Annotated in this window: 25 protein-coding genes; 18 read left to right on the top strand and 7 right to left on the bottom strand. The window is 64.5% G+C overall.

What is annotated here, in order from left to right; all coding sequences use genetic code 11:
* Positions 1-76: 76 nt before the first annotated feature.
* Positions 77-640 (top strand): hypothetical protein, encoded by a 564-nt coding sequence (locus U5L98_RS03000; RefSeq protein ID WP_322556862.1) that lies wholly within the window; start codon positions 77-79, stop codon positions 638-640.
* A 103-nt stretch (positions 641-743) separates the two neighbouring features.
* Here U5L98_RS03000 and U5L98_RS02995 read toward each other — a convergent pair whose 3' ends face one another.
* Complete coding sequence (locus tag U5L98_RS02995; protein ID WP_322556861.1) at positions 744-1,187, bottom strand: globin; 444 nt, start codon at positions 1,185-1,187, stop codon at positions 744-746.
* Between the two features lie 209 nt (positions 1,188-1,396).
* Here U5L98_RS02995 and ubiU point away from each other — a divergent pair, with 209 nt between their 5' ends.
* From ubiU to U5L98_RS02970, 5 genes are read left to right on the top strand one after another with little or no spacing between them, the layout of a single operon-like run.
* Positions 1,397-2,392 (top strand): ubiquinone anaerobic biosynthesis protein UbiU, encoded by a 996-nt coding sequence (ubiU, locus tag U5L98_RS02990; RefSeq protein WP_322556860.1) that lies wholly within the window; start codon positions 1,397-1,399, stop codon positions 2,390-2,392.
* Between the two features lie 10 nt (positions 2,393-2,402).
* The gene (locus tag U5L98_RS02985) at positions 2,403-3,323 is read left to right on the top strand and encodes a U32 family peptidase (RefSeq protein WP_322556859.1); all 921 of its coding nucleotides are present in this window, start codon (positions 2,403-2,405) and stop codon (positions 3,321-3,323) included.
* Positions 3,320-4,060 carry an anaerobic ribonucleoside-triphosphate reductase activating protein gene (locus tag U5L98_RS02980; protein ID WP_322556858.1) on the top strand — a complete coding sequence of 247 codons (741 nt, stop codon included), beginning with the start codon at positions 3,320-3,322 and terminating at the stop codon, positions 4,058-4,060. Before U5L98_RS02985 ends, U5L98_RS02980 begins: the two co-directional genes overlap by 4 nt.
* Positions 4,061-4,116: 56 nt before the next feature.
* Entirely contained in the window at positions 4,117-4,422 is a 306-nt protein-coding gene (locus U5L98_RS02975; RefSeq protein WP_322556857.1) for a nucleotidyltransferase domain-containing protein, read from the top strand.
* Complete coding sequence (locus U5L98_RS02970; protein ID WP_322556856.1) at positions 4,419-4,904, top strand: hypothetical protein; 486 nt, start codon at positions 4,419-4,421, stop codon at positions 4,902-4,904. Before U5L98_RS02975 ends, U5L98_RS02970 begins: the two co-directional genes overlap by 4 nt.
* A gap of 126 nt (positions 4,905-5,030) precedes the next feature.
* On the opposite strand, the gene U5L98_RS02965 is transcribed toward U5L98_RS02970, so the two are convergent.
* The 5 genes from U5L98_RS02965 to U5L98_RS02945 all read right to left on the bottom strand — a co-directional run bounded on the left by U5L98_RS02965 (position 5,031) and on the right by U5L98_RS02945 (position 12,552).
* On the bottom strand, positions 5,031-5,783 hold the full coding sequence (locus U5L98_RS02965; RefSeq protein WP_322556855.1) for a ribonucleoside-diphosphate reductase: 753 nt from the start codon (positions 5,781-5,783) through the stop codon (positions 5,031-5,033).
* A 75-nt stretch (positions 5,784-5,858) separates the two neighbouring features.
* The gene (locus U5L98_RS02960) at positions 5,859-9,101 is read right to left on the bottom strand and encodes an LAGLIDADG family homing endonuclease (RefSeq protein WP_322556854.1); all 3,243 of its coding nucleotides are present in this window, start codon (positions 9,099-9,101) and stop codon (positions 5,859-5,861) included.
* 38 nt (positions 9,102-9,139) lie between these two features.
* Complete coding sequence (ubiT, locus tag U5L98_RS02955; RefSeq protein WP_322556853.1) at positions 9,140-9,625, bottom strand: ubiquinone anaerobic biosynthesis accessory factor UbiT; 486 nt, start codon at positions 9,623-9,625, stop codon at positions 9,140-9,142.
* 313 nt (positions 9,626-9,938) lie between these two features.
* Complete coding sequence (hemN, locus tag U5L98_RS02950; protein ID WP_322556852.1) at positions 9,939-11,324, bottom strand: oxygen-independent coproporphyrinogen III oxidase; 1,386 nt, start codon at positions 11,322-11,324, stop codon at positions 9,939-9,941.
* A 115-nt stretch (positions 11,325-11,439) separates the two neighbouring features.
* Complete coding sequence (locus tag U5L98_RS02945) at positions 11,440-12,552, bottom strand: NnrS family protein (RefSeq protein ID WP_322556851.1); 1,113 nt, start codon at positions 12,550-12,552, stop codon at positions 11,440-11,442.
* Between the two features lie 231 nt (positions 12,553-12,783).
* On the opposite strand from U5L98_RS02945, the gene U5L98_RS02940 reads away from it, so the two are divergent.
* The 11 genes from U5L98_RS02940 to U5L98_RS02890 all read left to right on the top strand — a co-directional run bounded on the left by U5L98_RS02940 (position 12,784) and on the right by U5L98_RS02890 (position 22,738).
* Complete coding sequence (locus U5L98_RS02940; protein WP_322556850.1) at positions 12,784-13,236, top strand: Rrf2 family transcriptional regulator; 453 nt, start codon at positions 12,784-12,786, stop codon at positions 13,234-13,236.
* 185 nt (positions 13,237-13,421) lie between these two features.
* Positions 13,422-13,739 (top strand): cytochrome c, encoded by a 318-nt coding sequence (locus U5L98_RS02935; RefSeq protein WP_322556849.1) that lies wholly within the window; start codon positions 13,422-13,424, stop codon positions 13,737-13,739.
* 87 nt (positions 13,740-13,826) lie between these two features.
* Complete coding sequence (locus tag U5L98_RS02930) at positions 13,827-14,555, top strand: FMN-binding protein (RefSeq protein ID WP_322556848.1); 729 nt, start codon at positions 13,827-13,829, stop codon at positions 14,553-14,555.
* Between the two features lie 53 nt (positions 14,556-14,608).
* Entirely contained in the window at positions 14,609-15,967 is a 1,359-nt protein-coding gene (locus tag U5L98_RS02925) for a 4Fe-4S binding protein (protein ID WP_322556847.1), read from the top strand.
* A gap of 3 nt (positions 15,968-15,970) precedes the next feature.
* A complete protein-coding gene (gene nosZ, locus U5L98_RS02920; protein WP_322556846.1) occupies positions 15,971-17,857 on the top strand; it encodes a TAT-dependent nitrous-oxide reductase in 1,887 nt (628 codons plus the stop codon).
* Between the two features lie 205 nt (positions 17,858-18,062).
* A complete protein-coding gene (locus tag U5L98_RS02915) occupies positions 18,063-19,409 on the top strand; it encodes a nitrous oxide reductase family maturation protein NosD (RefSeq protein ID WP_322556845.1) in 1,347 nt (448 codons plus the stop codon).
* Positions 19,406-20,338 carry an ABC transporter ATP-binding protein gene (locus U5L98_RS02910; RefSeq protein ID WP_322556844.1) on the top strand — a complete coding sequence of 311 codons (933 nt, stop codon included), beginning with the start codon at positions 19,406-19,408 and terminating at the stop codon, positions 20,336-20,338. The genes U5L98_RS02915 and U5L98_RS02910 overlap by 4 nt, the downstream gene beginning before the upstream one ends.
* Positions 20,335-21,159 (top strand): ABC transporter permease, encoded by an 825-nt coding sequence (locus tag U5L98_RS02905; protein ID WP_322556843.1) that lies wholly within the window; start codon positions 20,335-20,337, stop codon positions 21,157-21,159. Before U5L98_RS02910 ends, U5L98_RS02905 begins: the two co-directional genes overlap by 4 nt.
* 34 nt (positions 21,160-21,193) lie before the next feature.
* Positions 21,194-21,745 carry a nitrous oxide reductase accessory protein NosL gene (locus tag U5L98_RS02900; RefSeq protein ID WP_322556842.1) on the top strand — a complete coding sequence of 184 codons (552 nt, stop codon included), beginning with the start codon at positions 21,194-21,196 and terminating at the stop codon, positions 21,743-21,745.
* Positions 21,746-21,768: 23 nt separating this feature from the next.
* Positions 21,769-22,329, top strand: coding sequence for a hypothetical protein (locus tag U5L98_RS02895; protein WP_322556841.1), 561 nt, complete (start codon positions 21,769-21,771; stop codon positions 22,327-22,329).
* A gap of 43 nt (positions 22,330-22,372) precedes the next feature.
* On the top strand, positions 22,373-22,738 hold the full coding sequence (locus U5L98_RS02890) for a DUF6164 family protein (protein WP_322556840.1): 366 nt from the start codon (positions 22,373-22,375) through the stop codon (positions 22,736-22,738).
* 7 nt (positions 22,739-22,745) lie between these two features.
* On the opposite strand, the gene U5L98_RS02885 is transcribed toward U5L98_RS02890, so the two are convergent.
* Positions 22,746-23,537: an EAL domain-containing protein gene (locus tag U5L98_RS02885; RefSeq protein WP_322556839.1), complete on the bottom strand. Its 792-nt coding sequence runs from the start codon at positions 23,535-23,537 to the stop codon at positions 22,746-22,748.
* Positions 23,538-23,848: 311 nt separating this feature from the next.
* Between U5L98_RS02885 and U5L98_RS02880 the strand changes: the two genes are divergently transcribed.
* Positions 23,849-25,927: a diguanylate cyclase gene (locus tag U5L98_RS02880; RefSeq protein ID WP_322556838.1), complete on the top strand. Its 2,079-nt coding sequence runs from the start codon at positions 23,849-23,851 to the stop codon at positions 25,925-25,927.
* Positions 25,928-25,993 lie beyond the last annotated feature (66 nt).

The following is a 25,993-nucleotide window of genomic DNA, read 5'->3' as shown; positions in this document are numbered from 1 at the left end:
CAACGCGGCACCACTGGATGGCAACTAGGCTTTCCAGCATCAAACACGCAACGCGAGCCCATCGAGGAGACCCGCCATGTTATCCACTATCTCGGTCTGTTCAGTGCCCCCTCGTTGCCGTCATGGCAGACGCGCCGCAATTGTCCTTAGCACGCTGGTAGCACTTTGCGTCAGCGCTACCAGCCTGGCCGCAGAGCCCGTCAGGCCCGAGTTGACGCCCAAGCTGCAAGGCTTGCTGAAGAAGGAAATGATTCAGATCGAGCTGGCAATGCAGGAGGTCTATAGCGCCATTTTGCAGGGACGACACGCAGTGGTGGCAGAAAAGGGGCAGTCGATTCACGACAGCTTCATCCTGGAACAGTCCCTGACCGATCAGGATCGTCAGGATCTTAAGGCCGCCGTGCCACCGGAATTCCTGCAAATGGATGCCTACTTTCATGAGCTCTCGGCGTCACTGGCCGAGGCTGGCCGTACGCAAGACACCCCCCAACAGGTGGAGCTCTTCGGTCGCATGACCCAATCCTGTGTGGCCTGTCACAGCACTTACGTGACCGATCGCTTCGAGGGGCTGGAAAGCTCGGATGTTCCTGCAGAGTGGGGACTGGCACCTGAGATGCCGAACGATAGCTCTGAGGGTTAACCTGCCTCTGGCATCGACTCTCAACGACATCTGCAGCATGCCAACGAGATGACCACGGCGCTCACAACACACGGCATCTTTTCCACCGACCGCGCTCACCGTATCAGGCGGTGAGCGGTGGCTTGGTCCCATCGCAACGATCATAGTGGAAGCGCATATAGACGATGCCCGGCGTCATCACCAGCCTCCAGGCCAGCTCAACGTCATCATCGAACTGCTCATCGAAGTCGCGAACCGTGTCGATCAGGGCCTCGAGCCACAGATCATAGAGCCCGGGACGTATATCGAGGTGGGCGCGACTATGGCTGATCGCCACCTGATCCAGGTAGTAATCGGCGTGGCTCGAGGCGTAGAACGCCAGCAGGTGATAGAAGCCCTTCTTGAGCATGGCGCGCTGGCGCGCCATATCGGTCTGGCGAAACTTCTCCGCCACCTCCGGAGAAGTCGCAATAAAGCGCTCATAGAAGGCCTCAAAGAATGCCTGCCCCTCGACCTCCTGGCTCAGCACCCGCACGTAGCTCTCATCGAAGAGGCGTTCAACGTCCACGACTCTCACCGTCTGGTAGATATGTCTGACCCAATGCTAGGTCAGCTGCGCACGCCAGGCCTCAACCTGAGCCCTGGTTTTGGGTTAGACATGATCTGCGTCATGCCACAGGTATCCAGGACGAATTCTCCTTCACCATGACGCCAGTCAAAAGCCGAGCAAGGGTAGTCGACTAGCATGGTCGGGTTTTCATCGAGAGGAGTCTCGCCATGGAACTCGTCTGCCCCGCCGGCAACCTGCCCGCCCTGAAGCGTGCCGTGGACGAGGGCGCCGATGCCGTCTATTTCGGCTTTCAGAACACCACCAACGCCCGCCAGTTCGCCGGTCTCAACTTCACCGACAAGCGGGCTCGGGAAGGCATCGATTATGCCCACGCCCGCGGCAAGCGGGTCTTCTGCGCTATCAATACCTACCCGCAGCCGGACGGCTGGACGATGTGGACCCGTGCCGTGGACCAGGCCGCCGCTCTCGGCGTCGACGCCCTGATCATGGCCGACATGGGGCTGCTTGATTACGCCGCACGCCGCCACCCTTCCCTTCCCCGCCACCTCTCGGTGCAGGGCTCGGCCACCAGCCATGAGGCGCTGCGTTTCTACCACGAGCAGTTCGGCATCAAGCGGGCCGTGCTGCCCCGCGTGCTCTCTATCACCCAGGTGCGCGACCTGGCGAAGCAGAGCCCGGTGGAGTTGGAAGTCTTCGCCTTCGGCAGCCTGTGCATCATGGCGGAGGGGCGCTGTTACCTGTCTTCATATCTCACCGGCGAGTCCCCCAACACCCGCGGCGTCTGCTCGCCGGCGGCCCATGTGCGCTGGGAAGATACCCCGGCGGGCCTGGAATCTCGGCTCAACGGCGTGCTGATAGACCGCTACACCGCGGGTGAGAACGCCGGCTACCCCACCCTATGCAAGGGGCGCTTCGAGGTTGGCGGCGAGACCTACCACGCTATCGAGGAGCCCACCAGCCTCAACACCCTGGAGCTGCTCCCGGAGCTTCAGGAACTGGGCATCAGTGCAGTGAAGATCGAGGGCCGCCAGCGCAGCCCGGCCTACGTATCGAAGGTCGCCGGTATCTGGCGCCAGGCCCTGGACCGCCTTGAGCGCGCCCCCGGCCACTTCAACGTCGAGCCCGCCTGGATGGCCGGCCTCGGCGAGGTCTCGGAAGGCAGCACCACCACACTGGGCGCCTACGAGCGCCGCTGGAAATAGGAGCGAGCCCATGTCTGCCACCCCCAGGCTCCAGCTGTCCCTTGGCCCGGTGCTCTTCTACTGGACCCGCGAACGCTACGCCGATTTCTATCGCGAGGCCGCCGACTGGCCGGTGGACATCATCCATCTCGGCGAGTCGGTATGCTCGCGGCGCCGCGACATGAAGCTCGACGACTGGCTAGGGCTAGGCCGCGAACTGGCCCAGAGCGGTAAGCAGGTTGTGCTGGCCAGCCAGACCCTGATCGAGTCGGAGGCCGACCTGCGCGACCTGCGCAAGCTCTGCGACAACGGTGAATTCCTTGTCGAAGCCAACGACCAGAGCGCCCTTCAGCGCCTATCGGCGGCAGGGCAGCCCTTCGTGGCCGGTGCCGCACTCAATCTCTACAACCCCGCGACGCTGGCAGTGCTCTCCCGCATCGGTATGCAGCGTTGGGAGGCGCCAGTGGAGATGTCCCGGGACGACCTGGCGAGGCTGCTGGCCGACTGCCGCGAGCAGGGGCTCGACGCCCCTTGCGAGGTGTTCGCCTACGGTCACCTGCCGCTGGCCTGGTCGTCGCGCTGCTTCACCGCGCGGCGCTACCAGAAGCCCAAGGATCGCTGCCAGTTCGTCTGCCAGAAGCACCCGGAGGGCCTCGCCCTGCGTACCCAGGAGGCGGACCAGGTATTCACCCTCAACGGCATCCAGACGCTCTCCGGCGCCTGCCAGGACCTGCGCCATGAGCTAACCGACATGGCCGAGATGGGCGTGGGCGTGGCACGCCTGAGCCCGCGCCCCGAGGGCATGGCCGAGGTGGTCAGCGCCTTCGATGCGGCCCGGCGCGGTGCGCTTCCCGCCCCCGACCCGCTTCGTCTGGTGGACGCCGAGGTCTGTGACGGCTACTGGCACGGCCGACCCGGCATGGACAATACCCGCGGAGTGACGGCGCCATGATCGGACCGTTACCGCACCCGGTTAAGGCGTCCGACATCCGTCTACCGGTGGCAAGCCTGACCGCGTTGAGTACGGATGATTTCCCCGGACGCCGCGCCGCCGTGATCCATCTCCAGGGCTGCCCCCTGCAGTGCGGCTACTGCGAGGTAAGCCAGATGACAACCGCTCGCCGCGGCGAACCCGGCGAGTGGGAGGCGATGCGCGATTTTTTGGAGGCCCGACGCGGTGGGCTTGATGCCGTGGTCTTCAGCGGTGGAGAGCCCACCCTGCATACCGACCTACCGTACGCCCTCGAGCAGGCACGCCGGATGGGACTCGCCGTGGGCCTGCACACCGCCGGTCCCTATCCCGAGCGACTGGAGCACCTGTTGCCGTGGCTCGACTGGGTGGCACTGGACGTCAAGGGGCGTGGGCGGGACTTCGACCGGATCTGCGGTGGCCGCGGCATCTGGCAGCAGCATGCCCGAAGCCTCTCTCTGCTACTTGAGGGCGACACCCCCTTCGAGTGCCGCACCACGGTGCACTGGAAGGACTTCGCCCTTGAGGACCTCGAGCGCCTTGCCATGACCTTGGCCGACTGCGGCGTGCGCCGCTATGCCCTGCAGGTAGCCCGCGTGGAGCGCTGCCGCGACCCCGAGTACTGCCTTCCGGTGTCCGGCGCCCCGCCTCGGGAGGCACTGGAGGCATTGGTTCGCCGGCTGACGCCCCACTTCGCGCGGCTCGAGCTGCGCGGCTGACTCCACTCAATGCTGTGCTAAGCTCCTGTTATTGAATATTGAATCAGGAGGACGCGATGCGCCTCACCCCCAACCAGCAGCGAGTCATCCGCCAGGCCGCCCTCGACTGCTTTGGCCCAGGTGCGCAAGTGACTCTGTTCGGGTCACGCGTCGACGACAGCTCAAGGGGCGGCGATATCGATCTGCTGATATCGACCGATATCACGAATATCGAGGAGATCATTCGCGCCGAGATCGACTTCCAATTGAAGGTCCAGCGGGCCATCGGCGAGCAGAAGATCGATCTGCTGATCGACTATCCCGGGCGTGGCCAGCACCCGACCATCTTCAAGATCGCTGAACGTACGGGAGTCAGTCTATGAACGGCGCGGAGCAGCACCGTCTGGCAGATGCCTGGCGACAGTGCCAACGGCACGTCCACCACATGAAACACGCCTTGGCATCCATGGAAGGAAAGCTCCCACTGACGGGACAGCAGCTCGGCTCTCTGGATGATGAAGCCATTCAGGATCTCGATCAGTTCGTGCTGCGCTTCGGCAGGCTGCAAGACAGCATCGGTTCTCGACTACTGCCGGCCATTCTGGCCGTCCTTCAAGAGCCCTACGAAGATAGGCCGATGATCGACAAGCTGAACCGGCTGGAGAAGCTGGGGTTTCTCGAAAGTAGTGAACAGTGGCAACAGCTCCGGGCGATACGTAACGGCTTTTCCCATGACTACCCGGATGATCCCGACAAGAACGCTGCACTGCTCAACCTGGCGATTCAATCGGTAGACGACATCATGGCCATACTGAAGCGGATCGAGGAACGATTGTCGCCGGCAGCGCTTGAACAAGAAGAATAGGTAGCTTCAAACGCCACCGCCCCGAGCCACTTTCGTAACCCAAGGCGGCGTGCTTAATGCGACTGATATTCAGCGTCCAGCGCTTGACTGAACCACTCTTACCACACCTTTCTCAGCCACACTGTTTTACCCGCACTTCGACCAGCCGCAGCCTGAATAGCAGGTGGGGCAGCCGTCCATCATGATCAGCTCGCCGTTGCACTCGGGGCAGTGACCGACCACGGTGGGGCCGTCCCCCTTGGCATGATCGGCATGCTGCGCCTTGCGCTCGGCCTGCTCGATCTCCTCGTTGGTGGGCGGCTGCCAGGGATGGCCACTGGCCAGGCGCTGGGCATAGCGACTGACCAGCTCCTCCACCGGCACCTGATTGCCGTCCTGGTCGAGGAAGCCGCGGCGAAAGAGGATCTGCTGGATCGACCAGGCGATGGCCGCGACTTCGGAGTCGTGGAACATCGGCTTGCCCCAACGGTTCATGCCGCAGCGCACCAGGCCCTTGTCCCAGGCCACCTTGCGCAGGTCGGCCACCGCCTGGGTGACGTAGCCGCCCCGGGCGGCCAGCGACAGGCTGCGCATGGTGGCGGTGATCCACTGGTGCTCGCTGGATAGCTGGCCAGAGGGAAAGAAGAACTCCACGGGACGCTCGATCACCACCCGCTTGCCATTGAGCACGCCCTCCACGGGCATGAACGACACCAGCAGATAGACCTTCTTGCGGCCCTCGGCGCCGACGTAGGAGATCTTCTCCGACACGGCCTCCAGGGTACCCTCAGGGCGAGAAGGGATACGCACCGTGAGCGGGTTCTCGTCGGCCAGCGGTGGCTCTTCCACTGCCTTCTTGACGCTGTAGGAAACGATCTTGGAATTGATCTCGACGGCCATCAGGAGGCTCCTCCGGAAAGTGGGTGATTGACGCTGGGCTTACATCGCTCGGGACTGAACCGGCATGGGCCGTTATTACCACTTGCCATAGGTGCCTTCCTTCAGCGCGTCATAGAGGTTCGCCGCGTTGTGCTCCTCGCCGTCGTAGATGACCTTCTCGTCGCCAGCCAGCTCCACGGTCTCGCCATTCTCCAGCTCGAAGACATAGGTAGTGTTCTTGAGGTCGTCCTCGCGCACCAGCACGCCCTGGAAGGCTTCCGGATTGAAGCGGAAGGTGGTGCAGCCCTTGAGCTTGCTGGTGTAGGCGTCGAGGTAGAGATCCTTGAACTCATCGAAGGCGAACTCGGTGGGTACGTTCACCGTCTTGGAAATGGCCGAGTCGACCCAAACCTGGGCCGCCGCCTGCACCGCCACGTGCTGCTTCGGACTCACCGCGTCGGCGGTGATGAAGTAGTCGGGCAGGTCACTCTCCACTGCGTCGGCAGCGATGAAGTGACGATAGGCGGCCAGCTCGAAGGAGACCACTTCGACCTGCTCCTTGGTCTTCTTGCCCGACTGGATGACGTTGCGGAAGTAGCGATGCGAGAAGGAGGGCTCGATGCCGTTAGAGGCATTGTTGCCCAGCGACAGCGAGATGGTCCCGGTGGGCGCGATGGAGCTGTGGTGGGTGAAGCGCGCGCCGTGCTCGGCGAGCTGGGAGACCAACTCCGGTTCTACCTCGGCAACCTTCTGCATGTAGCGACTGTAGCGAGCATGCAGGATACGGCCGGGCACCTTGTCGCCCACCTCGTAGCCGTCCTGCTTGAGCTCGGGGCGTTCGCGCATCATCCGCGGGGTGATCTCGTAGTCCTCGGCCAGTGCCGGGGCCACGCCCTTCTCGCGGGAGAGCTCGAGCGCCTGCTTCCAGCCCTCCAGCGCCAGGTTGCGGCTCACTTCCTCGGTGAAGGCCAGTGACTCCGGCGAGCCGTAGGGAATCTTGAGCATGGTCAGGGTCGAGCCCAGGCCCAGGAAACCCATGCCGTGGCGGCGCTTGGCCTCGATCTCCTTGCGCTGACCCTCCAGCGGCAGACCGCTGATCTCCACCACGTTGTCGAGCATGCGGGTGAAGATCGCCACCACCTGGCGATAGCGCTCCCAGTCGAAGCGCGGCTGCTTGCTGAAAGGCTCGATGACGAAGCGGGTCAGGTTGACCGAGCCAAGCAGGCAGGCGCCCTCCGGCGGAAGCGGTTGCTCTCCGCAATTATGAGCATGAAAACCATTAGCATCAAAAGAATTGATGCCCGGCACCTGGACGTCATAGACCTCTTCGATACCCACATCTTCCTGACCCACGACACGCGCCACAAAACGCTCTCGATTGAGTTCACGGCGATAGCCGTTCAGCGAGGTATCAAGGCGGGCCTGTTTATCTCGATCCCCGAACCCGATGCACTCGGCAAAGCGTGCGAGGTTTTCGCCACCGATGACCAACTCATGCTGAGGCAAGGTGGCATATTCCCGATGTCCCCCATGCCCATCGGGCAGTTGGCGATGCGATGCCTGGCGCCGATCAAAGTAGATCGTGGAGACGATACCCAATCGGTGCAGCATCCGTTGCACGGCCTCGAGGCGGGGAAGGTCGGATTGTGACAGACGAACACTGACACCCTTTTCCTGACTGCCCTGGACCGATCCATCGGCATCAAAGAAGCCGCGCAGAAACCCCGTGTAGGCGCTCGATGACGCCTGCTCCAGATCAGGTGTAATCGTCTTGGCGCCGGGGCGTATGCCCAGCTGCAGCGCCAGGTCACGGAGCGCTGCGGTTGACATACGATACTCCGCGCGACCACTTACCTGTTGCCAGCCGGCAAAGTCGGCGCGATGTGGCAGGGTTCTAGCTGCCGCTTCTGCCCGTGCCATAACGGAACGCACTCCCTCGCTCAGCGCGCCATCGTCACCGTTGGCCACAGCCACTTGCGACCATACGGACAGTACCGCCTTGTCGCTCTTGAGCGTGCCATCGCCGACCAACAGTCCCAGGAGATACCCCTGAGACTCATCGAGCTGGCCACCCCACTCGGGTGCATCACGATGGTCATTGAGCAACACGCGGTCGCCGGCCTGCAGCTCTCCTGCGGCACACCACTCCGTCTCTGTACGATAGCGAGTAAAGGCTGACACGCGACGCACTCGGTGATCACGGGTCAACTTGAGACTGTAGCCTTCGGCCGTCTGGAGACGAATCACCGGCTTTGTTGCCGTTGGAAAGAAACCTTCCGGCCCGCTGTGATGGGCCTCACCATCGATCACAGCGGTAAAGGGGCAACCGATAAGCTGCGCGACCTGACGCGGTCCGTCCATGGTCTGTACCCAGGTATCCGCGGTCACGCACGGGTTGGTCGCGCGAATCTCCTCGCAGAACCAGTTGTTGTTCATGCGGTTGACCTGGTCGATCAGGATGAAGCCCGGCTCGGCGAAGTCGTAGGTGGAACTCATGATGGTGTCCCACAGCTCGCGTGCCTTGATCACCTCGACGATACGGCAGGCCACGCGACCCTCGGAGTCGACGGTGTAGCCCTTTTCCACCACGGGCCAGTCGCGGTAGATCAGCTCGCTCTGGTCGACATCATCCTTCTCGCCCTCATGGAGCGGAAAGGCCAGTGGCCAATCGGTGTCGTTCTTCACCGCCTCCATGAACTCGTCGGTGATCAGCAGGCTAAGGTTGAACTGGCGCAGGCGGCCCGCCTCGCGCTTGGCCTCGATGAACTCACGCACGTCAGGGTGGCCGACGTCGAAGGTGCCCATCTGGGCCCCGCGACGTCCGCCTGCCGAGGCCACCGTGAAGCACATCTTGTCGTAGATATCCATGAACGCCAGCGGGCCGTTGGTGCCGGCGCCAGCGCCGAACACGAAGGCGCCCTTGTGGCGCAGGGTGGAAAACTCGTAGCCGATGCCGCAGCCCGCCTTGAGGGTCATGCCGGCATCCACCACCGAGTCGAGGATGTGGTGCATGGAATCGCGGATGGTGCGCGAGACGGTGCAGTTGATCAGGCTCACTGCCGGCTTGTAGGCCTCGGCGCCGGCGTTGGACATGATGCGCCCGGCAGGGATGGCGCCGTTCTCCAGCGCCCAGCGGAACTTCGGCAGCCACTCGTCGGCCTTGTCACCTTCCACCGCGGCGAGTGCTCTGGCTACCCGCTCCCAAGTGGCACCCACGTCATTATCCACGGCCTTGCCATGACGGTCCTTGAGACGGTATTTGGAGTCCCAGATATCGCGGGACGGCCCCTGCAGGGGGACCTCGCTGGATGACTTCACGGCCTTGGTGGAAGTGCTCATGCGGATGGCTCCGAAAAAAATGCGTTTATCGAAAAAACTCAGGTCGTGCGTCTCGCCAGCCGCTCCAGGCGGACAAGCAATTCACCGAAGGGGCCCTGGGCCAGCCCCTCTTCGCGACCGTCGAGGAGGTTCTTGACCATCAGGCCCAGTTCGGTATCGCCCTCGATCAGCAGGCGACGCTGGAAAAACAGGCTGTCGGGATCCTCGCGACGCGTGGCCAGGCATAGGAACTCGCGCCAGCCGCCGCGGATGGTGGCCTCGCCGGCCTCGCGGGTGAGCACCAGCCTTTGGTCCTCGAGGCTCAGTGTCAGCATCACGCCGAGATCCTCGATGGCCAGACTGATTCGTCGCCCCTCCAGGGCATCGAACTCGCCCTCTTCCAGCGGCTCGGCGAAGGTGCGGTTGAGCAGCGGTTCCACCAGGCGACGCTTGACGGCCAGCGGCACGCAGGGATCCAGGGTGCGGATCAGACGGCTCGGGACGGGCGGGCGCGGAAGCGATAGTGACGGTAGGGGCAGGGACATGACGTTACTCCTGATGACGTCGACGCGGCTGGGCCGCCAAACCGCTCATCCTAGGCCGGTGCTCCCGGGGCTGCACTGACATGCATCATGTCGCCAGTCAGCCCACGACCATCTGCGGCCTACCTACCATATATAGACTAAACCTAGCAGGCAAGCGGCATATCTGGTGTAAACGTGAGAACATCATGACCCCTTTTCATTTGACAGCCGCGGCGCCACAGAGCGGTGCGGCCACAAGCAGAAGCGGCGCCCCGTCGCAAACCGGGGCGCCGCTTCCTGATAGGCATCACTATCCCTTGTGACAGGGGTTTGCTCAAACGGTGCGCGAGTAGCGCCCCGCGCTGTGGCTCAGGTAGGCATCGAAGGCCATGGCGGCATTGCGCATCATCAGCCGCCCGGCGGGGAGTACCTCGATCTCGCCGTCGCCAATCGTCAGCAGGCCATCGTCCGCCATCTCTTCGAGCTCGTCGAGGGCATCGGCGAAGTATTCGCGGAAGTCGATTCCATGGGCCGCCTCGATCGCGGCGAAGTCGATGCGACCATGGCACATCAGGGCGTTTATCACATCGCGACGCAACAGGTCGTCGGCATTCAGGCGGTAACCGCGCATCACCGGCAGCCGATCTGCCTCGAGGCGCGCCTGGTACTGAGCCGTTTCCTTGACGTTCTGGCTGTAGCTGTCGCCCACCTTGCCGATAGCGGTATTGCCCAGGCCGATCAAGTCGCAGTCAGCATGCGTCGAATAACCCTGGAAGTTGCGCTGCAGGGTGCCGTTCTCCTTCGCCAGCGAGAGCTCGTCCTCGGGCAGGGCGAAATGGTCCATGCCGATATAGACGTAGCCGGCCTCGGTGAGGCGGCGGATGGTCAGCTCCAGCAGCTCGATCTTGCGCTCCGGCGGCGGCATGTCCTCGGGCCGGATCAGGCGCTGGGCCTTGAACAGCTCCGGCAGGTGGGCATAGCTGTAGGCGGCGATGCGGTCGGGGCGAAGGGCGATGATCTTGTCCAGGGTGGTGTCGAAGCTCGCCACGGTCTGCAGCGGCAGGCCGTAGATCAGGTCGACGCTCACCGACTGGAAGCCGGCGTCACGGGCCGCACTCACCAACTCCACCACCTGGGCCTCGCTCTGGATGCGGTTGACCGCCTCCTGGACTCGTGTGTCGAAGTCCTGCACGCCGAAACTCAGGCGGTTGAAGCCCAGGGCATGAAGCTCGTGGATCTGCTCGGGGGTCACGGTGCGCGGGTCCACCTCCAGGGAGAACTCCCGCGCTTCGGGCTCGGCGAAGTGGAAGGCACCGTCCAGCGCCGCCATCAGCTCACCGAGCTGGTCGTTGCTCAGATAGGTGGGCGTGCCACCGCCCAGGTGCAGCTGGGTCATGCGCCGCGAGTCATCGAACAGCGCCCCCTGGAGCTCGACCTCCCGCTTGAGCCAATCGAGATAGACCGCGGCCCGTTCACGGTTGTGGGTGATGATCTTGTTGCAGGCGCAGTAGTAGCAGAGGCTCTCGCAGAAGGGGATATGCACGTAGGCCGACAGCGGCTTGGGCGTGGCGGCCCGATTGCTGCGTTCGGCGGCGGCGCGATAGTCGTCCTCGGCGAAGGCCGCCTGAAACTGCGGTGCCGTGGGATAGGAGGTGTAACGCGGCCCGGGGCGGTCGTATTTCTCGACCAGGGGGCGGATGAACGGCAGGGTGTCTTGCATGATCGAATCGAGCCTCTGAAGCCGGAGGGCGACGGTCGAGGCCGCCGCCAGACGGACCAATTATGCCAGCCATGACCGGGCGCGTCGGTACCCTTCAAGGGGTAGCTGACCCAGATCAAGTCGCGATAGGGGACGACGCGGCACGTGCTGCTATTGCTGCCCTCTGACGTTGCCAGTGAACCAGACGCCATGCCACCAGCAGCCAGGCCAGGCTCCAGGCCCCGGCGGCGCCCCACAGCATCGGCGGGCCGGCCAGGGGCAGCGCCAGCCGCAGCCCTGCCGCCAGGGTAAACAGCACTGCCAGGCACGGCAGCCACTGTTCCTCCCCGGGGCGCCCCTTGGCCTTCAGAATCATCTGGCGCAGCATGATGCCGCTGGCCAGGGTGCCGAACGCCCCCACGGTGATCGCATGCAGCCGTCCCGCCGGCGAGCCTCCCGCCAGGAGATCCCACGCCATCAGCAGGGCTCCCACGCCCAGCCAGGCATAGCCAAGCAGCAGGCCGAGCAGGTCCGGTCGATCGCGAAGCGCCCAGGGCGACCAGCGCCAGAGCCGAACCAGGATCACCGCCCCGCCCAGCGCCAGCATTACACCGGCCGCCGGCCAGAGCATCGGCCAGATCGCCAGAAGTCCGGCGGCGCCCAGCAGGACGATCAGGACCGCCTCGATCCGCGGCTGGACACCGGCCCCGGTCGCCCGATCGCGTGCCATCAAGTGGCCGTTCACCGCCGGGGCAATCACCCGTCCGCCCATGAAGGCCATCAACAGCAACAACCAGAGCACTCCCTGATGCAGCAAGGACGGGAGTAGTCCCGGGAAGACCGGGCGCACCACCAGGCTGGCCACAGCCAATAGACAGAGCAGCCCCAACAGCGGTGAGAGAAGACGGTTGCGCCATTTCTTGGCCGCCAGGAAGCGCGGTACTACCCAGTAAGCTAACAACAGGGCGAAGGCTGCATCGGCCAACAGTGCGGGCCAAGCCGGATAGCCCGCCAGCGCACCAGCACGCCCGACCAGCCACAACCCCGCCAGCATTGCCAGCCGGCGGGGCGACAGCGGTCCCAGCAGGTAACCCGCGATCACCGCCAGGGCCAAGCCGAACACTAACTCCCGGCCATGCGCCGAGGGTGTCGCCAATCCCGGTAACCAAGCCAGCCAGCCAGACATCGCCGCCAACGAGAGCGGCACCCCCAGGGCCGCATGCAGGGCGGCGAGTGGAAAGAATAACACCCCGGCGGAACGCCGGCCGGACCGGCGGATGCCATCGGTTTGACCTGGGTCATTGGCAAAGATCCGTAACATGCATATAAATTACATATTAGAAGAGGTCATGCCAATCGTGGGGCAAGGATCTCCATGCGGCCAAATGCCTCAGTCGTGAACCAAGCATAAATGGCATGATGTCAGAATAATTCGTTATTTAATTTCACTTCGTTAGGCGTCTGACGCACCGGGATTTCCATGCATCTGACCCGATTCACCGACTATTCGCTGCGGGTGCTGATGTACCTGGCCGCCAAGGACGAGCAGCGCTCGACCATCAGCGAAATCGCCGCGCGCTTCAATATCTCGCGCAACCACCTCATGAAGGTGGTGCAGGACCTCAACCATCAAGGCTACATCACCTCCATCCGTGGCAAGAACGGCGGCCTGCTGCTCAAGCGCGCCCCCGCGACGATCTCGCTGGGCAAGCTGGTCCGCGACACCGAGCGTGACCTGAAACTCGTGGAATGCTTCGGCGACAATAACGAGTGCGTTATCACGCCCGCCTGCCGGCTCAGGCCGATCCTGAACGAGGCGCTCGCCGCCTTTCTTGCCGTGCTCGATCAATACACCCTGGCCGACCTGCTCGGTCCCCAGCAGCCCAAGCTGATACAGCTGCTGCAACTCGACGACGATCCGACCAAAGCCTGAGCCTCCCCCCACGACCTCTGCATTAGCATCCTCTTTGCCTTTTTCGATCACGGGTCTAAGCTAGACATGACGCACGTCAAGCCCCACCCGGGCGATGGCTGGCATCATGACCTGAATCGCCCGGCGCGGCCGTTGCCCGAACCGGGCTTTTTCAAGGACTTGAAGATGCATTTCGGAGGTTTGTTATGAAGTCAATTTTAGTTGCAGCTCTGCTGGGCAGTGCCTTACTGGCGATGGATGCCCACGCCGCCGGTGACCCAGAAGCCGGCAAAAGCAAGGTCGCCGCTTGTGCAGCCTGCCACGGCACCGATGGCATAGGCACCGCACCGATCTATCCGAACCTAGCCGGCCAGAAAGCCGCCTACCTCGAGAGCGCCTTGAAGGCGTACCGTGAAGGCCAGCGCGGCGGCGGCATGTCCGCCATGATGACGCCGCAGGCCAAGGCGCTGAGCGACGAGGACATCGCCGACATCGCCGCCTACTACGCCAGCCTCCAGCCCTGATCTCCGGCCGGCCCTCGGGCCGGCCTCTCCTGATGGGTGGCGGTCGGGATGCCGAGTCGCCAGTGTTCCAAGCCCCAGGGACGTTTGATGCCAATACATGCCTTGCTCACGGTCCGATTGCTCGGCCCGCTGATCGCCCTTTGTCTACTGCTGATCGCCCCGGCGCTCCATGCCCTGGAAGTGAAGCAGGTCCGCGAGGGCTTTCCCAACGCTGACCGCCTGGTGCCAACCGAATCCCAGTGGCCCGTCAGCACGGTGATGGCCGGCGACGAGCGGCTGGGTTATGCCTTCGAGAGTGTCGATATCGCGCCCATCCCGGCTTACTCGGGCAAGCCGGTCAACCTGCTGGTGGGTATCGACCTGGATGGGAAGATTGTCCAGGCCGACATTTTGAGCCACGAGGAGCCCATCATGCTGGTGGGTATCCCCGAGACGAAGCTCGAGGGCTTCGCCGACGACCATGTCGGTGCCCACGTCAACGACCGCATGAAGGTCGGCGACAACCTGGACGCCATCTCGGGTGCCACCGTCACGGTCATCGTGGTCAGCGATACCATCATGCGCGCCGCCCGCCAGGTCGCCGCCGAGCAGGGAATCATCGAGGATCCCTCAATCGGCCCGCCCGCGACGGTGCGCCAGGATGTCTTCGAGCCCGCCGACTGGGAAACGCTCAGCGGAGACGGCACCATCCGCCGCCTGCACCTGAGCCACGGCGAAGTGGACAAGGCCTTCGCCGGAACGCCCGCCGAGGACTATCTGCGCGGCCAGCCGAGGACCCCGAAAGCACCTTCATCGAGATCTTCTACACCTACCTGAACCCTCCCACCGCGGGTCGCAACCTGCTCGGCGACACCGTTTACGAGAAGCTGATGGAGGAGCTCGACCCGGGGGAGCATGCCATCGCCGTGATGGGCCGCGGCGACTACTCCTTCAAGGGCTCGGGCTATGTGCGCGGCGGCATCTTCGACCGCATCGAGCTCTCCCAGGGCAACACCACCGTCAGCTTTCACGACCGCGACCATATCCGCCTCGGCAACCTGGCCATCGAGGGCGCACCCTCCTTCGACGAACGCGATATCTTCATCGTGCGCGACGACGCCGCCTTCAACCCCGGCCAACCCTGGCAACTGGAGCTGCTGGTACGCCGCGCCTCGGGGCCGCTGGATACCGAATTCGCCCGCTTCAGCGCCGACTACAGTGTCCCCGAGGCCTATATCGAGCGCCCCGAGCCACCGGTAGAGGAACCCATCTGGGTCGAGGTATGGCGCGACAAGGCCTTCCAGATCGGCGTGCTGCTGGCCGGCCTGCTGGTATTGACAGGCATCATGCTGTTCCAGGACGTGCTGGCGCGCCATCCGAGAATCCTGCGCCCGCTACGGCTGGGTTTTCTGGTCTACACCCTGGTGTTCATCGGCTGGTACTCCCTGGCCCAGCTCTCGGTGGTCAACATCCTGACCTTCACCAACTCGCTGATCAGCGGCTTCAGCTGGGGCTCCTTCCTGATCGACCCGATGATGTTCATCCTTTGGTCGTTCGTGGCGGTGAGCCTGCTGCTGTGGGGGCGCGGGGTGTTCTGCGGCTGGCTGTGCCCCTTCGGCGCTCTCCAGGACCTGGTCAACAAGGCGGCCCGTAAACTCGGCGTCAAGCAATACGAGCCGCCCTTCGGGCTCCATGAGCGCCTCTGGGCCATCAAGTACATCATCCTGCTGGGACTGTTCGCCGTCTCCTTACATTCCCTGGGCACCGCCGAACGCTACGCCGAAGTCGAGCCCTTTAAGACCGCCATCACGCTGCGCTTCCAGCGTGAATGGGGCTTCCTGCTCTATGCCCTGGGCCTGGTGGCGATCTCGGCCTTCAACCACAAGTTCTACTGCCGCTACCTCTGCCCACTGGGCGCCGGCCTGGCGATCCCCGCCCGCCTGCGTCTGTTCGACTGGCTCAAGCGGCACCGCGGCGACTGCGGTACCCCGTGCCAGATCTGCGCCAACGAATGCGAAATAACCGCCATCCATCCGGATGGCCGCATCAATGCCAACGAGTGCGTTTACTGTCTCGACTGCCAGGTCAATTACTACGACGACAAGCGCTGTCCGCCGATGATCAAAAGGCGCAAGCGCTACGAGAAGGCGTCACGACTCTCCGCAGGCACGCGAGGCGTCGAGACCCACGACCCCGGCTCTGCCGGAAACACGAAGCTGCAGCGAATCCCCACTCTTCAGGAGGAGTAATCCATGAGTGACCAAACGAGTGACGAGAAGAAAGCGATCGAAAACCTCGGCCGCCGCCACTTCCTGCGCAACAGTGCGGTGACCGGCGTCGCCGGTGCCGGCCTGGCCAGCGGATTCGGCGCCGGGGCGCTGATGAGCAGCCGCGAGGCCCAGGCCGCCGAGAACGGCATCGAGGTCGCCCCGGGTGAGCTCGACGAGTACTACGGCTTCTGGAGCGGCGGCCACCAGGGCGAGGTGCGGGTGCTGGGCATCCCTTCCATGCGCGAGCTGATGCGCATCCCGGTGTTCAACATCGACAGCGCCACCGGCTGGGGCATCACCAACGAGTCGAAACGGATCATGGGCGACTCGGCACGCTTCCTCAACGGCGACTGCCACCACCCGCACATCTCCATGACCGATGGCCATTACGACGGCAAGTACCTGTTCATCAATGACAAGGCCAATACCCGGGTGGCGCGCATCCGTCTCGACATCATGAAGACGGACAAGATCACCAGCATTCCCAATGTCCAGGCCATCCACGGCCTGCGTCTGCAGAAGGTACCGCACACCAAGTACGTGTTCGCCAATGCTGAGCTGCCGATTCCCCAGATCAACGACGGCCGCGACCTGGAGAGTCCGGACAACTACTTCACCATGTTCAACGCCATCGATGCCGAGAGCATGGACGTGGCCTGGCAGGTGATCGTCGACGGCAACCTGGATAACACCGATGCCGACTATACCGGCCGCTTCGTGGCATCCACCTGCTACAACTCCGAGAAGGGCATGACACTGGCTGACACCATGCGCGCCGAGCGCGACTGGGTGGTAGTGTTCGACGTCGAGGCAATCGAGGCCGCCGTGGAAGCCGGCCAATTCGAGACCCTGGGCGACAGCGAGGTGCCGGTGCTCGACGGCCGCAAGGGCTCGAAACTGACCCGTTACATCCCGGTGCCCAAGAACCCCCACGGTATTAACACCTCGCCGGACGGTCAGTACTTCATCGCCAACGGCAAGCTCTCGCCGACCTGCACCATCATCTCCATCGACAAGCTCCCCGAGCTGTTCGATGATGCCATCGAGCCGCGCGACACCGTGGTCGGCGAACCTGAGCTTGGCCTGGGACCACTTCACACCACCTATGACGGTCGCGGCAACGCCTATACCACCCTGTTCATCGACAGCCAGGTGGCCAAGTGGAACATCCAGGACGCTATCCGCTCCTATAACGGCGAGGAAGTAAACTACATTCGCCAGAAGATTGACGTCCACTACCAGCCGGGACACAACCATGCCAGTCTCACCGAGTCGCGGGATGCCGACGGCAAGTGGCTGGTGGTACTCTCCAAGTTCTCCAAGGATCGCTTCCTGCCGGTGGGCCCGCTGCACCCGGAGAACGACCAGCTGATCGATATCTCCGGCGAGGAGATGAAACTGGTCCACGACGGCCCCACCTTCGCCGAACCCCACGACTGTATCTTGCTGCGCGCCGACCAGCTCAGCCCGAGCCGGGTGTGGACGCGTGACGATCCGTTCTTCGCCGAGACCGTGGCCATGGCCGAGGCGGACGGGGTGACCCTGGAGAGCGACAATACGGTCATCCGCGACGGCAACCAGGTGCGCGTCTACATGACCTCGGTGGCGCCCCAGTTCGGGCTGACCGAGTTCAAGGTCAAGCAAGGCGACGAAGTAACCGTAGTGGTCACCAACCTCGACCAGGTCGAGGACCTGACCCACGGCTTCGTCATGGTCAATCATGGCGCCTCCATGGAGATCGGTCCCCAGCAGACCGCCAGCGTCACCTTCACCGCCGACAAGCCCGGGGTGTACTGGTACTACTGCTCCTGGTTCTGCCATGCCATGCACATGGAAATGACCGGCCGCATGCTGGTCGAAAAGGCCTGAACGCTCGGAATTTGATAGCTGCCCCAAGGGGCTTCCCATAGCGAGAGGCGCCGGGGGCAAGCCGAAGAGGAGGTCCTATGCCAGGGATGGCATCGGTAGCGTACAGGGACGTATTCACAGCGCCTCCTCGCAGGCTTGTCGCCGGATCAGCCTCGAGCGATCAAAACCATTCGCGAAGTTTTCAGTTTCCCGCGTGGAGAAGCGCATGACCCGACGACTGCTTCGCGTCGTCCCGACCCTATTTCTTGCCGCCGGGTGGCTCTTATGGCTACCCGGCGGCGTACTAGCCGCCGACTGGACGGCCACCCCCGGCGAGCCGCTGCAGCCGCTGATCGAACGGGCCGCGGACGGCGACCGCCTCTTGCTGCCCGAGGGCCGCTATCCCGGACCGCTGACCATCGACCGCACGCTTACCCTGCAGGGTAAGGAAGGAGCGGTGATCGACGGCGGCGGCAACGGCCACGCCGTGGTACTCGAGGCGCCCGACATTGTGCTGGAACACCTCACCATCGAGAACTGGGGCGCCAACCTAACCGACATGGATGCCGGCATCTTCGTCGATGAGAGCGCAAGCGGCAGCGTGATACGGGATTCCCGGCTGGAAGGCCCGGGGTTCGGCATCTGGCTCGACGCCGTGAATGACGTGAAAGTGCTCGACAACGTGATCCGTGGCGACGCCTCACTGCGCTCCCAGGACCGCGGCAACGGCATCCACCTCTTCAACGTGCGCAACGTCACCGTGCAAGGCAACGACATCCGCCGCACCCGCGACGGCATCTACATCGATACCAGCAGCCAGAGCCTGCTGCGCGGCAACCATATGCAGGACCTGCGCTACGGCGTGCACTACATGTACGCCCACGACAATCGCCTGGAAGGCAACTCCACCCAGGACACCCGCACCGGCTATGCGCTGATGCAATCCAAGCGGCTCGAGGTGATCGGCAACCGCTCGGCGAACGACCGCCACTACGGCATCCTGATGAACAACATCACCGACTCCCTCCTGCGCGACAATCGTGTCACCGGCATCAACCAGCGCCGTGACGCGCAGGGCCAGGGGCTGGTCAGCGGCGGCGAGGGCAAGGCACTGTTCGTCTATAACGCCCAGTATAACCGCTTCGAGGCTAACCGTTTCGCCAACAGCGATATCGGCATCCACCTTACCGCCGGCTCCGAGGACAACGCCCTGGTAGGCAATGCCTTCATCGACAACCGCCAGCAGGTAATGTACGTGGCGACCCGCGCCCAGGAGTGGTCCGAGAAGGGACGCGGCAACTACTGGAGCGACTATCTGGGCTGGGACCTGGATGGCGATGGCGTGGGTGATACGCCCTTCGAACCCAACGACGCCATGGACCGCCTGCTGTGGCGCTACCCGGTGGCACGACTGCTGATGCATAGTCCTGCCGTGCTGGCACTCCGCTGGGTACAGCGCCAGTTCCCGGTATTTCGCCCCCAAGGGGTCAAGGATAGCCATCCTCTGATGAATGAGCCCGATTTCAATGAACCCGGCTTGAGTCAACACAACCTCGGAGACGCCGACGCATGAGCGCGGTAATCGACTTCCAGAGCGTGACACGTCGTGACGGAAAGCTGGTGCGCCTCGACGCCCTGGATCTTCAGGTCAGCGAGGGCGAGGTACTGGCCCTGCTCGGCCACAACGGTGCCGGCAAGACCACCACCATGCACCTGATCCTGGGGCTGCTCTCGCCCAGCGAGGGGCGCGTGGCGGTGCTGGGTGGCGCTCCCGACGGCGCCCATGCCGAAACCCTGCGCCGCCGCCTGGGCTACCTGCCGGAAAACGTCAGCTTCTACGAGCAGCTCAGCGGCCGCGAGATGCTCGACTACTTCGCCCGACTCAAGCGAGTCGAGCGCCGCCAGGTGGACGAGCTGCTCGACCAGGTGGGGCTGGGCCATGCCGCCTCGCAGCGGGTGAAGACCTACTCCAAGGGCATGCGCCAGCGCCTCGGCCTAGCCCAGGCGCTGCTCGGCGACCCGCGCCTGCTGCTGCTGGACGAGCCAACCACCGGCCTCGACCCGGCCGCCACCCGCGACTTCTTCGACACGGTGCGCGGCCTGCGCGAGCGCGGGTGTACGGTACTGCTCTCCTCCCATGTGCTGCCCGGGGTGGAGCCCTACATCGACCGTGCGCTAATCCTCGGCGGCGGCCGGCGCCTGGCGCTTGGCAGCCTGGACGACCTTCGCCGGCAGGCCGCCCTGCCGCTGGACGTGCGTGTACGGGGTCACAACGCCGAGGCCAACCTGGCTCACTGGGACGACCCACGCATCCAAGCCATCGCCGTCAACGGCCAGGAGGTCACGCTTTCGGTGCCACCGGATGCCAAGCTCGCCGTGCTGCGTCGGCTCACCGACCTCTCGGACATCGAGGACATCGAATTGCTGCCGCCCACCCTGGAGCACCTCTATACCCACTTCTCTGCCGACCTCTCGCCCGAGCAACGAGGAGACGCCCGATGAATGCCATCCTGATCATCGCCGGCAAGGAGTTCCGCGACGGCCTGCGCAATCTCTGGGTGCTGGCCATCGCACTGGTACTGGCCTTTCTAGCCGTGGGCATCGCCTGGTTCGGCGCCGCCGCCAGCGGCGGCCTGGGCTTCACCTCCCTGGCCACCACCCTGGTCAGCCTGGCAACGCTGGCGGTCTTCCTGATCCCGCTGATCGCCCTGTTGCTGGCCTACGATGCCGTGGTCGGCGAGCAAGAGGCGGGCACCCTGCTACTGCTGCTCACCTACCCCATCAGCCGCACACAACTGCTGCTGGGCAAGTTCCTCGGCCATGGCCTGATCCTCGGCGTCGCCACGGCACTGGGATTCGGCGTCGCCGGGGCGGTGATCGCGGTGGCTGCGGAGGGCGTGCCGCTCACCGAACTGGCCACCGGCATGGGCCTGCTGATCGGTAGCAGCATCCTGCTGGGCTGGGTATTCATCGCCTTCGCCTACCTGATCAGCGTGTGGGTCACCGAGAAGGCTCGCGCCGCCGGCCTGGCGCTGGTGGTGTGGTTCCTCTTCGTGCTGGTCTTCGACCTGGGGCTGCTGGCGCTACTGGTCAGCGTCAAACGGGGAGGCGACTGGCTGCCCTGGCTGCTGCTGCTCAATCCGATCGAGTGCTTCCGGCTGATCAACCTAGCCGGCTTCGAGGCCGCCCGCGACTATAGCGGCCTCACCTCCATCGCCGAGGGCGGCGCTTTCCGCCCTACCGTGGTGACCGCAATCCTCGTGGCCTGGGTGCTGGTGCCCCTGAGCCTGGCACTGCTGCGCTTCCGCCACCGCGCCGCCTGAACCTTTCACTCCCACGCCCCCGAGAGAGACCGCCATGACCCGACTCGCCCTGCTGATCGCCCTGCTCGCCAGCCTGTTGCTGACCGGCTGCAGCGAATCCGAACCCGAGACACTGGCCGCCGCCGTACCCATCGAGGACGGCGACAGCTGTCACGTCTGCGGCATGCTGATCAACGAGCATCCCGGCCCCAAGGGGGAGGCCTTCCTGGGCAGCCAGGGCGAGGCACTGAAGTTCTGCTCCACCCTGGATCTCTTCACCTTCCTCAAGCAGCCGGAGAACGAGACGCGCTTGTCGCATGCCTATGTCCACGATGTGGCCGCCGCCCCCTGGGCCACTCCGGACGACGAGGCCTTCGTGCGGGCCAGCGAGGCGGTCTACGTGGTGGGCCACGACCGACGCGGCTCCATGGGCCATACCCTGGCATCGTTTGCCGAGCAGGCCGACGCCGAGACCTTCCGCGAGGCCCACGGCGGCGAGCTGGTGAGCTTCGATGAGATCGACCTCGACCTGCTGGGCCGGTTGGGACGCGGCGAGCTGGGTGGCGATAGCGGTGCGGGTTTGAGCGGCATGCAGGGCCACGAATGATGCCGCCAAGGAAGCGTCACGTCATGCCCCACATCTCCCGTTTCGCTCCGTCCCTGCTGCTGACGTTCTGCCTGGCCCTAGGCCTGGCCGGGCCGGCGTCGGCCACCGACTACAACATCGGCAACGTCCAGGCACATGGCAGCTGGCACTCGCTGGTCCTGTCGCTGGGCGAGGAGCGCCACTTCCGCGCCATCGACCAGCAGAGCTACAGTGACGCCATCTTCAGCGTCAATGCCAGCGCCGGGGCCTGCGACGTCCCCTGGCTGGAGCTGCGCGTGGCGCTGGACGAGAACCAGGCCGAGAGCGCCACCGTGAACCGCGTGCCGGCCGACCTGCGCGTCGACCAGGCCACCATCCACAGCGGCAGCGCCGCCTTCGTCACCGAACGCGGCGACGATGGCTTCTACGTGCGCTTCACAGTACCCCACCTGGAGCTGCTGCTTGAGGAGATGGCCGAGGGCGAGCTGCTGCGCCTGCGCATGATGCGCGGCGAGGACGACCCCTGGTTCATGGTCTTCGGCCTGGCGGGCGCAGGCGAGGCGATCGACCGCCTGCACCGCCTGTGCGACGAAGCCGAACGCTGAGGCGCGCAGACAGGATTGGCGGTGAACGAGAGGAGGTGAACACGTGGCCGTGCTGTTGTTCCATCTGCGCAACGTGCCCGAAGAGGAAGCCGAGGAGGTTCGCCTACTGCTCGACGAGCACGGCCTGGATACCTTCGAGACCCGGTCGGGCTTCTGGGGCCTGGGCGTGGCCGCGATCTGGCTGCGCGACCAGCACGAGCTGCCGCGAGCCCGCGCACTGATCGACGCCTACCAGCACGCGCTCGGCGAGCGGGTACGACGCGAGCATGATGCGCTGGCCGCCCGCGGTGAGGGCCCCACCCTGTGGCGACGCCTGGCGCGCCAGCCGATCCGTACGCTGCTGTTCGCCCTGCTCGCCGCCGGCGTGCTCGCTCTCTCGCTGCTGCCCTTCCTGTGGATGGCCGGCTGAATTCTCTTCAGGAGCCCGGCCGGCGACTCTCGTCGCGCAGCGCCGTCAGAGCGGGCTCCAGGTCCGCAGCCAGTGCGGCCACCGCTGGCCGCGCATGGAAGTAGCCCTGCTGATGGGTAATGCCGGCGCGTGCCAGCCACAGTGCCTCCTCCCGGGTCTCCACGCCCTCGGCGATCAGCAGGATGTCGAGCTCGTCGGCCAGTCGCTTCACGGCCTGCAGCAGGACCTGGCGGCGACGGTCGCCGTCGCAGCCCATGATCAGTTCGCGGTCGACCTTGAGGCGATCGGGCGTGAGGTCGGTGAGCAGGTCCAGATTGGCGTAGCCGTTGCCGAAGTCGTCCAGCGCCGTGGCGAAGCCCATCGCGCGGTAGGCCTCGATGATGCTGCGCAGGTGCTGGCGGTCCCGGACCCGTTCGGTCTCGGTGATCTCGAAGACGATGCGCTCGGTGGGCCAGCCGACCCGTGCCGAGACGTCCAGGGTCGCCTGGATGCAGGCCTGGGGCTCATAGACCGCATTGGGCAGGAAGTTGATCGACAGGTTCTCGCGCATGCCCAGCGCACTGGCCATCTCGATGGCCCGCACCCGGCATGCCTGGTCAAAACGATAGAGGAGGTCATCGGTGACCTGGGCGAGAATACTCCAGGCCGACTCTCCCGCGGGACCCCGCACCAACGCCTCGTAGGTGGTGATCCGCGCCGCATCCACGTCGACGATCGGCTGAAAAGCCATGGTGAACTCGAAGGGCAGCTCCCCTTCGCAGCGGTCGCAGTGTCCCGCGACCCGCGCACAGCTCGACATCGGCGACTCCTTGTCTGTGCTTATCAATCTCTTCCCCGGCAATCGGTGCGGGGTATTGTCAGTCTAGCCAAGAGCAGATATCCGTAAATCACTATCCCAAGCGCGAGGTGGTGATGCAATACTTACGGGGCAGGCCCGGCCGGTGGCTCTGGACAGTTCACCCCGCGCCGGCAAGAGTGTAATGTCATCGTCAGCCTCTCTATGACATGCCAGCTCTTGAACACCTCGACACGCTACAGCGATGACCAGATCGCTTGTCTGGCGACCTGATGCTGCCCTGGCAACCCCTGACCACCGCCTGGAGCCCGCGCATGCCCAACACTCATTACAATGATGCCGAGATCGCCGCCGCTCTCGAGGCCTGTGCCCGTGAACCGGTGCACATCCCCGGCGCCATCCAGCCGATGGGCTGCCTGGTGAGCCTGGATGCCGACATGGCGAGAATTCGCCAGGTCAGCGCCAATATCGAGGACTTTCTGGGTATCGGGGTGGCAGATGCTCTGGCCGGCGAGGCCAGGGAGGTACTGGGCACCGAGTTGATGGACCTTCTGGACACTGAACTGGTAAAGCAGGACAGCTCGGCCTGCGTTCTCACCGCCCAGCGCGAGGTGCGGGGCGAACGACGACGCTTCCACGCGGTGGCCTATCACAGTGGCGACGCTGTCGTCGTGGAACTGGAACACCTGATGTGCCCGGACGGACATCGCCTGCTGGACAAGGTGAACGACTGGCTGGTCGAGGCGGGGCAGATCGACGACATCGACACCCTTCTCGATGCCCTGACGCGGAAGGTACAGGAGCTCACCGGCCACCAGCGGGTGATGGTCTACCGTTTCGACGCGCAGTGGAACGGCCGCGTGATCGCCGAGACCCACCTGCCCGCGGCGGAGAGCTTCCTCGATCACTACTTCCCGGCCAGTGACATTCCTGCCCAGGTGCGCCGACTTTACGACGCCAACCGGGTGCGCAGCATCCCCGATGCCTCGGCCCAGGCGGTTCCACTGGTGCCACCCTGTGGCCCTGGCGAGGCGGCGCCACTGGACATGTCGCGGGGGGTGCTGCGTGCCGTCGCACCGATTCATCAGGAGTACCTCACCAACATGGGCGTCGGCGCTTCCCTGTCGGTGGCCATGCACGAGGAGGGGAGGCTCTGGGGCCTGCTGGCCTGTCACGGCCTGGAGCCCAGACCACTGGAAGCCGACCTGCGTGATGCGCTGTGTGCCCTGGCCCAGATCACCATGCCGCGGTTGATGCTGCTGCAGGCGCGTGCCGACACCCGCCTGCTTCACGACATCCACGACAGCAACGAGATTCTCTCCGATGAGAGTGGGCGCCTTCTCGGGCCGGATGACCTGGTACAGCGTCACGGCGCGCAATGGCTCGACCTGCTGGATGCCAGTGGCATCGCCCTCGTCACCGGAAAAGAGAGCAGTGGCATGGGAGCCCTGCCGGCCGAAGAGAACCTGGTCGCCATGGCCGACTGGCTGAGCCGCTTCCAGCGGCACGACGCTCCCTGGCACACCCAGGCGCTGGTGAAGACACCCCTGGCGCCCTGGCAGGAGGGCGACCTCTGCGGCCTGCTCGCTATAGCCCTGCCCACCGAGTCGACCCACTGGCTGATGCTGTTTCGCCGCGAACAGCGAAACAGCAGGCGCTGGGCCGGCAAGCCCGAGGATACCCCCATGATGCGGAACGGGCAGCTGACCCTGACGCCGCGCCGCTCCTTCGCCCAGTGGCAGGATGAGGTCAGGGGGCAAAGTCGCGCCTGGCGCGACATCGAGTGCCGTGCCGCCGGGGATCTGGCCAAGAACCTGGCCGTCCTGACCTCCAGCCACGAGATCGCTCAGCTCAATGAAAGGCTCCATCACGCCAATCGCAAGCTCAAGAGCCTGGCCTACAGCGACAGCCTGACCGGCACCTGGAACCGCTATCGCATGGAGCAGGCGATCGACGCCGAGCTCAACGCCGCCGAACGCCACGACAGATCCTTCGCCGTGCTGCTGTTCGACATCGATCACTTCAAGCATTTCAACGATACCCAGGGTCACGAGGCCGGCGATCGGGTCCTAGTGACGCTATGCAGTGTGCTGCAAAACCTCCTGCGACCCACCGACAATCTGGGCCGCTGGGGCGGCGAGGAATTCCTGGTGCTGGCCAGCGATTGCGACCTGGTCGGCGGCGTGCATCTCGCCGAACGCCTCAGGCAGAGCACCGAAGAACTGGATCTGGGCAATCTGGGTAGAGTGACCATCAGCATCGGCGTGGCCGCCTGGCGACCCGGCGACAGTCGCAAGAGCCTGGTCGCCCGGGCCGACGAAGCGATGTACCGGGCCAAGGAAGGGGGCCGCAACCGGGTGGAGAATGCACCGGACAGCGCCGCACAGGCATGAAGCTCCCACCTCGAAACCCCGACCATGACAGACCATGCCCCCGCCGGTGAGCCCGGCCGGGGGCAT

The sequence above is a fragment of the Halomonas sp. genome (genome assembly GCF_034520545.1).
In the GTDB taxonomy this organism is placed as follows: Bacteria; Pseudomonadota; Gammaproteobacteria; order Pseudomonadales; family Halomonadaceae; genus Halomonas.
Note: the sequence above shows the minus strand (reverse complement) of the source record. Positions and strands in the feature narration are given on the sequence as shown.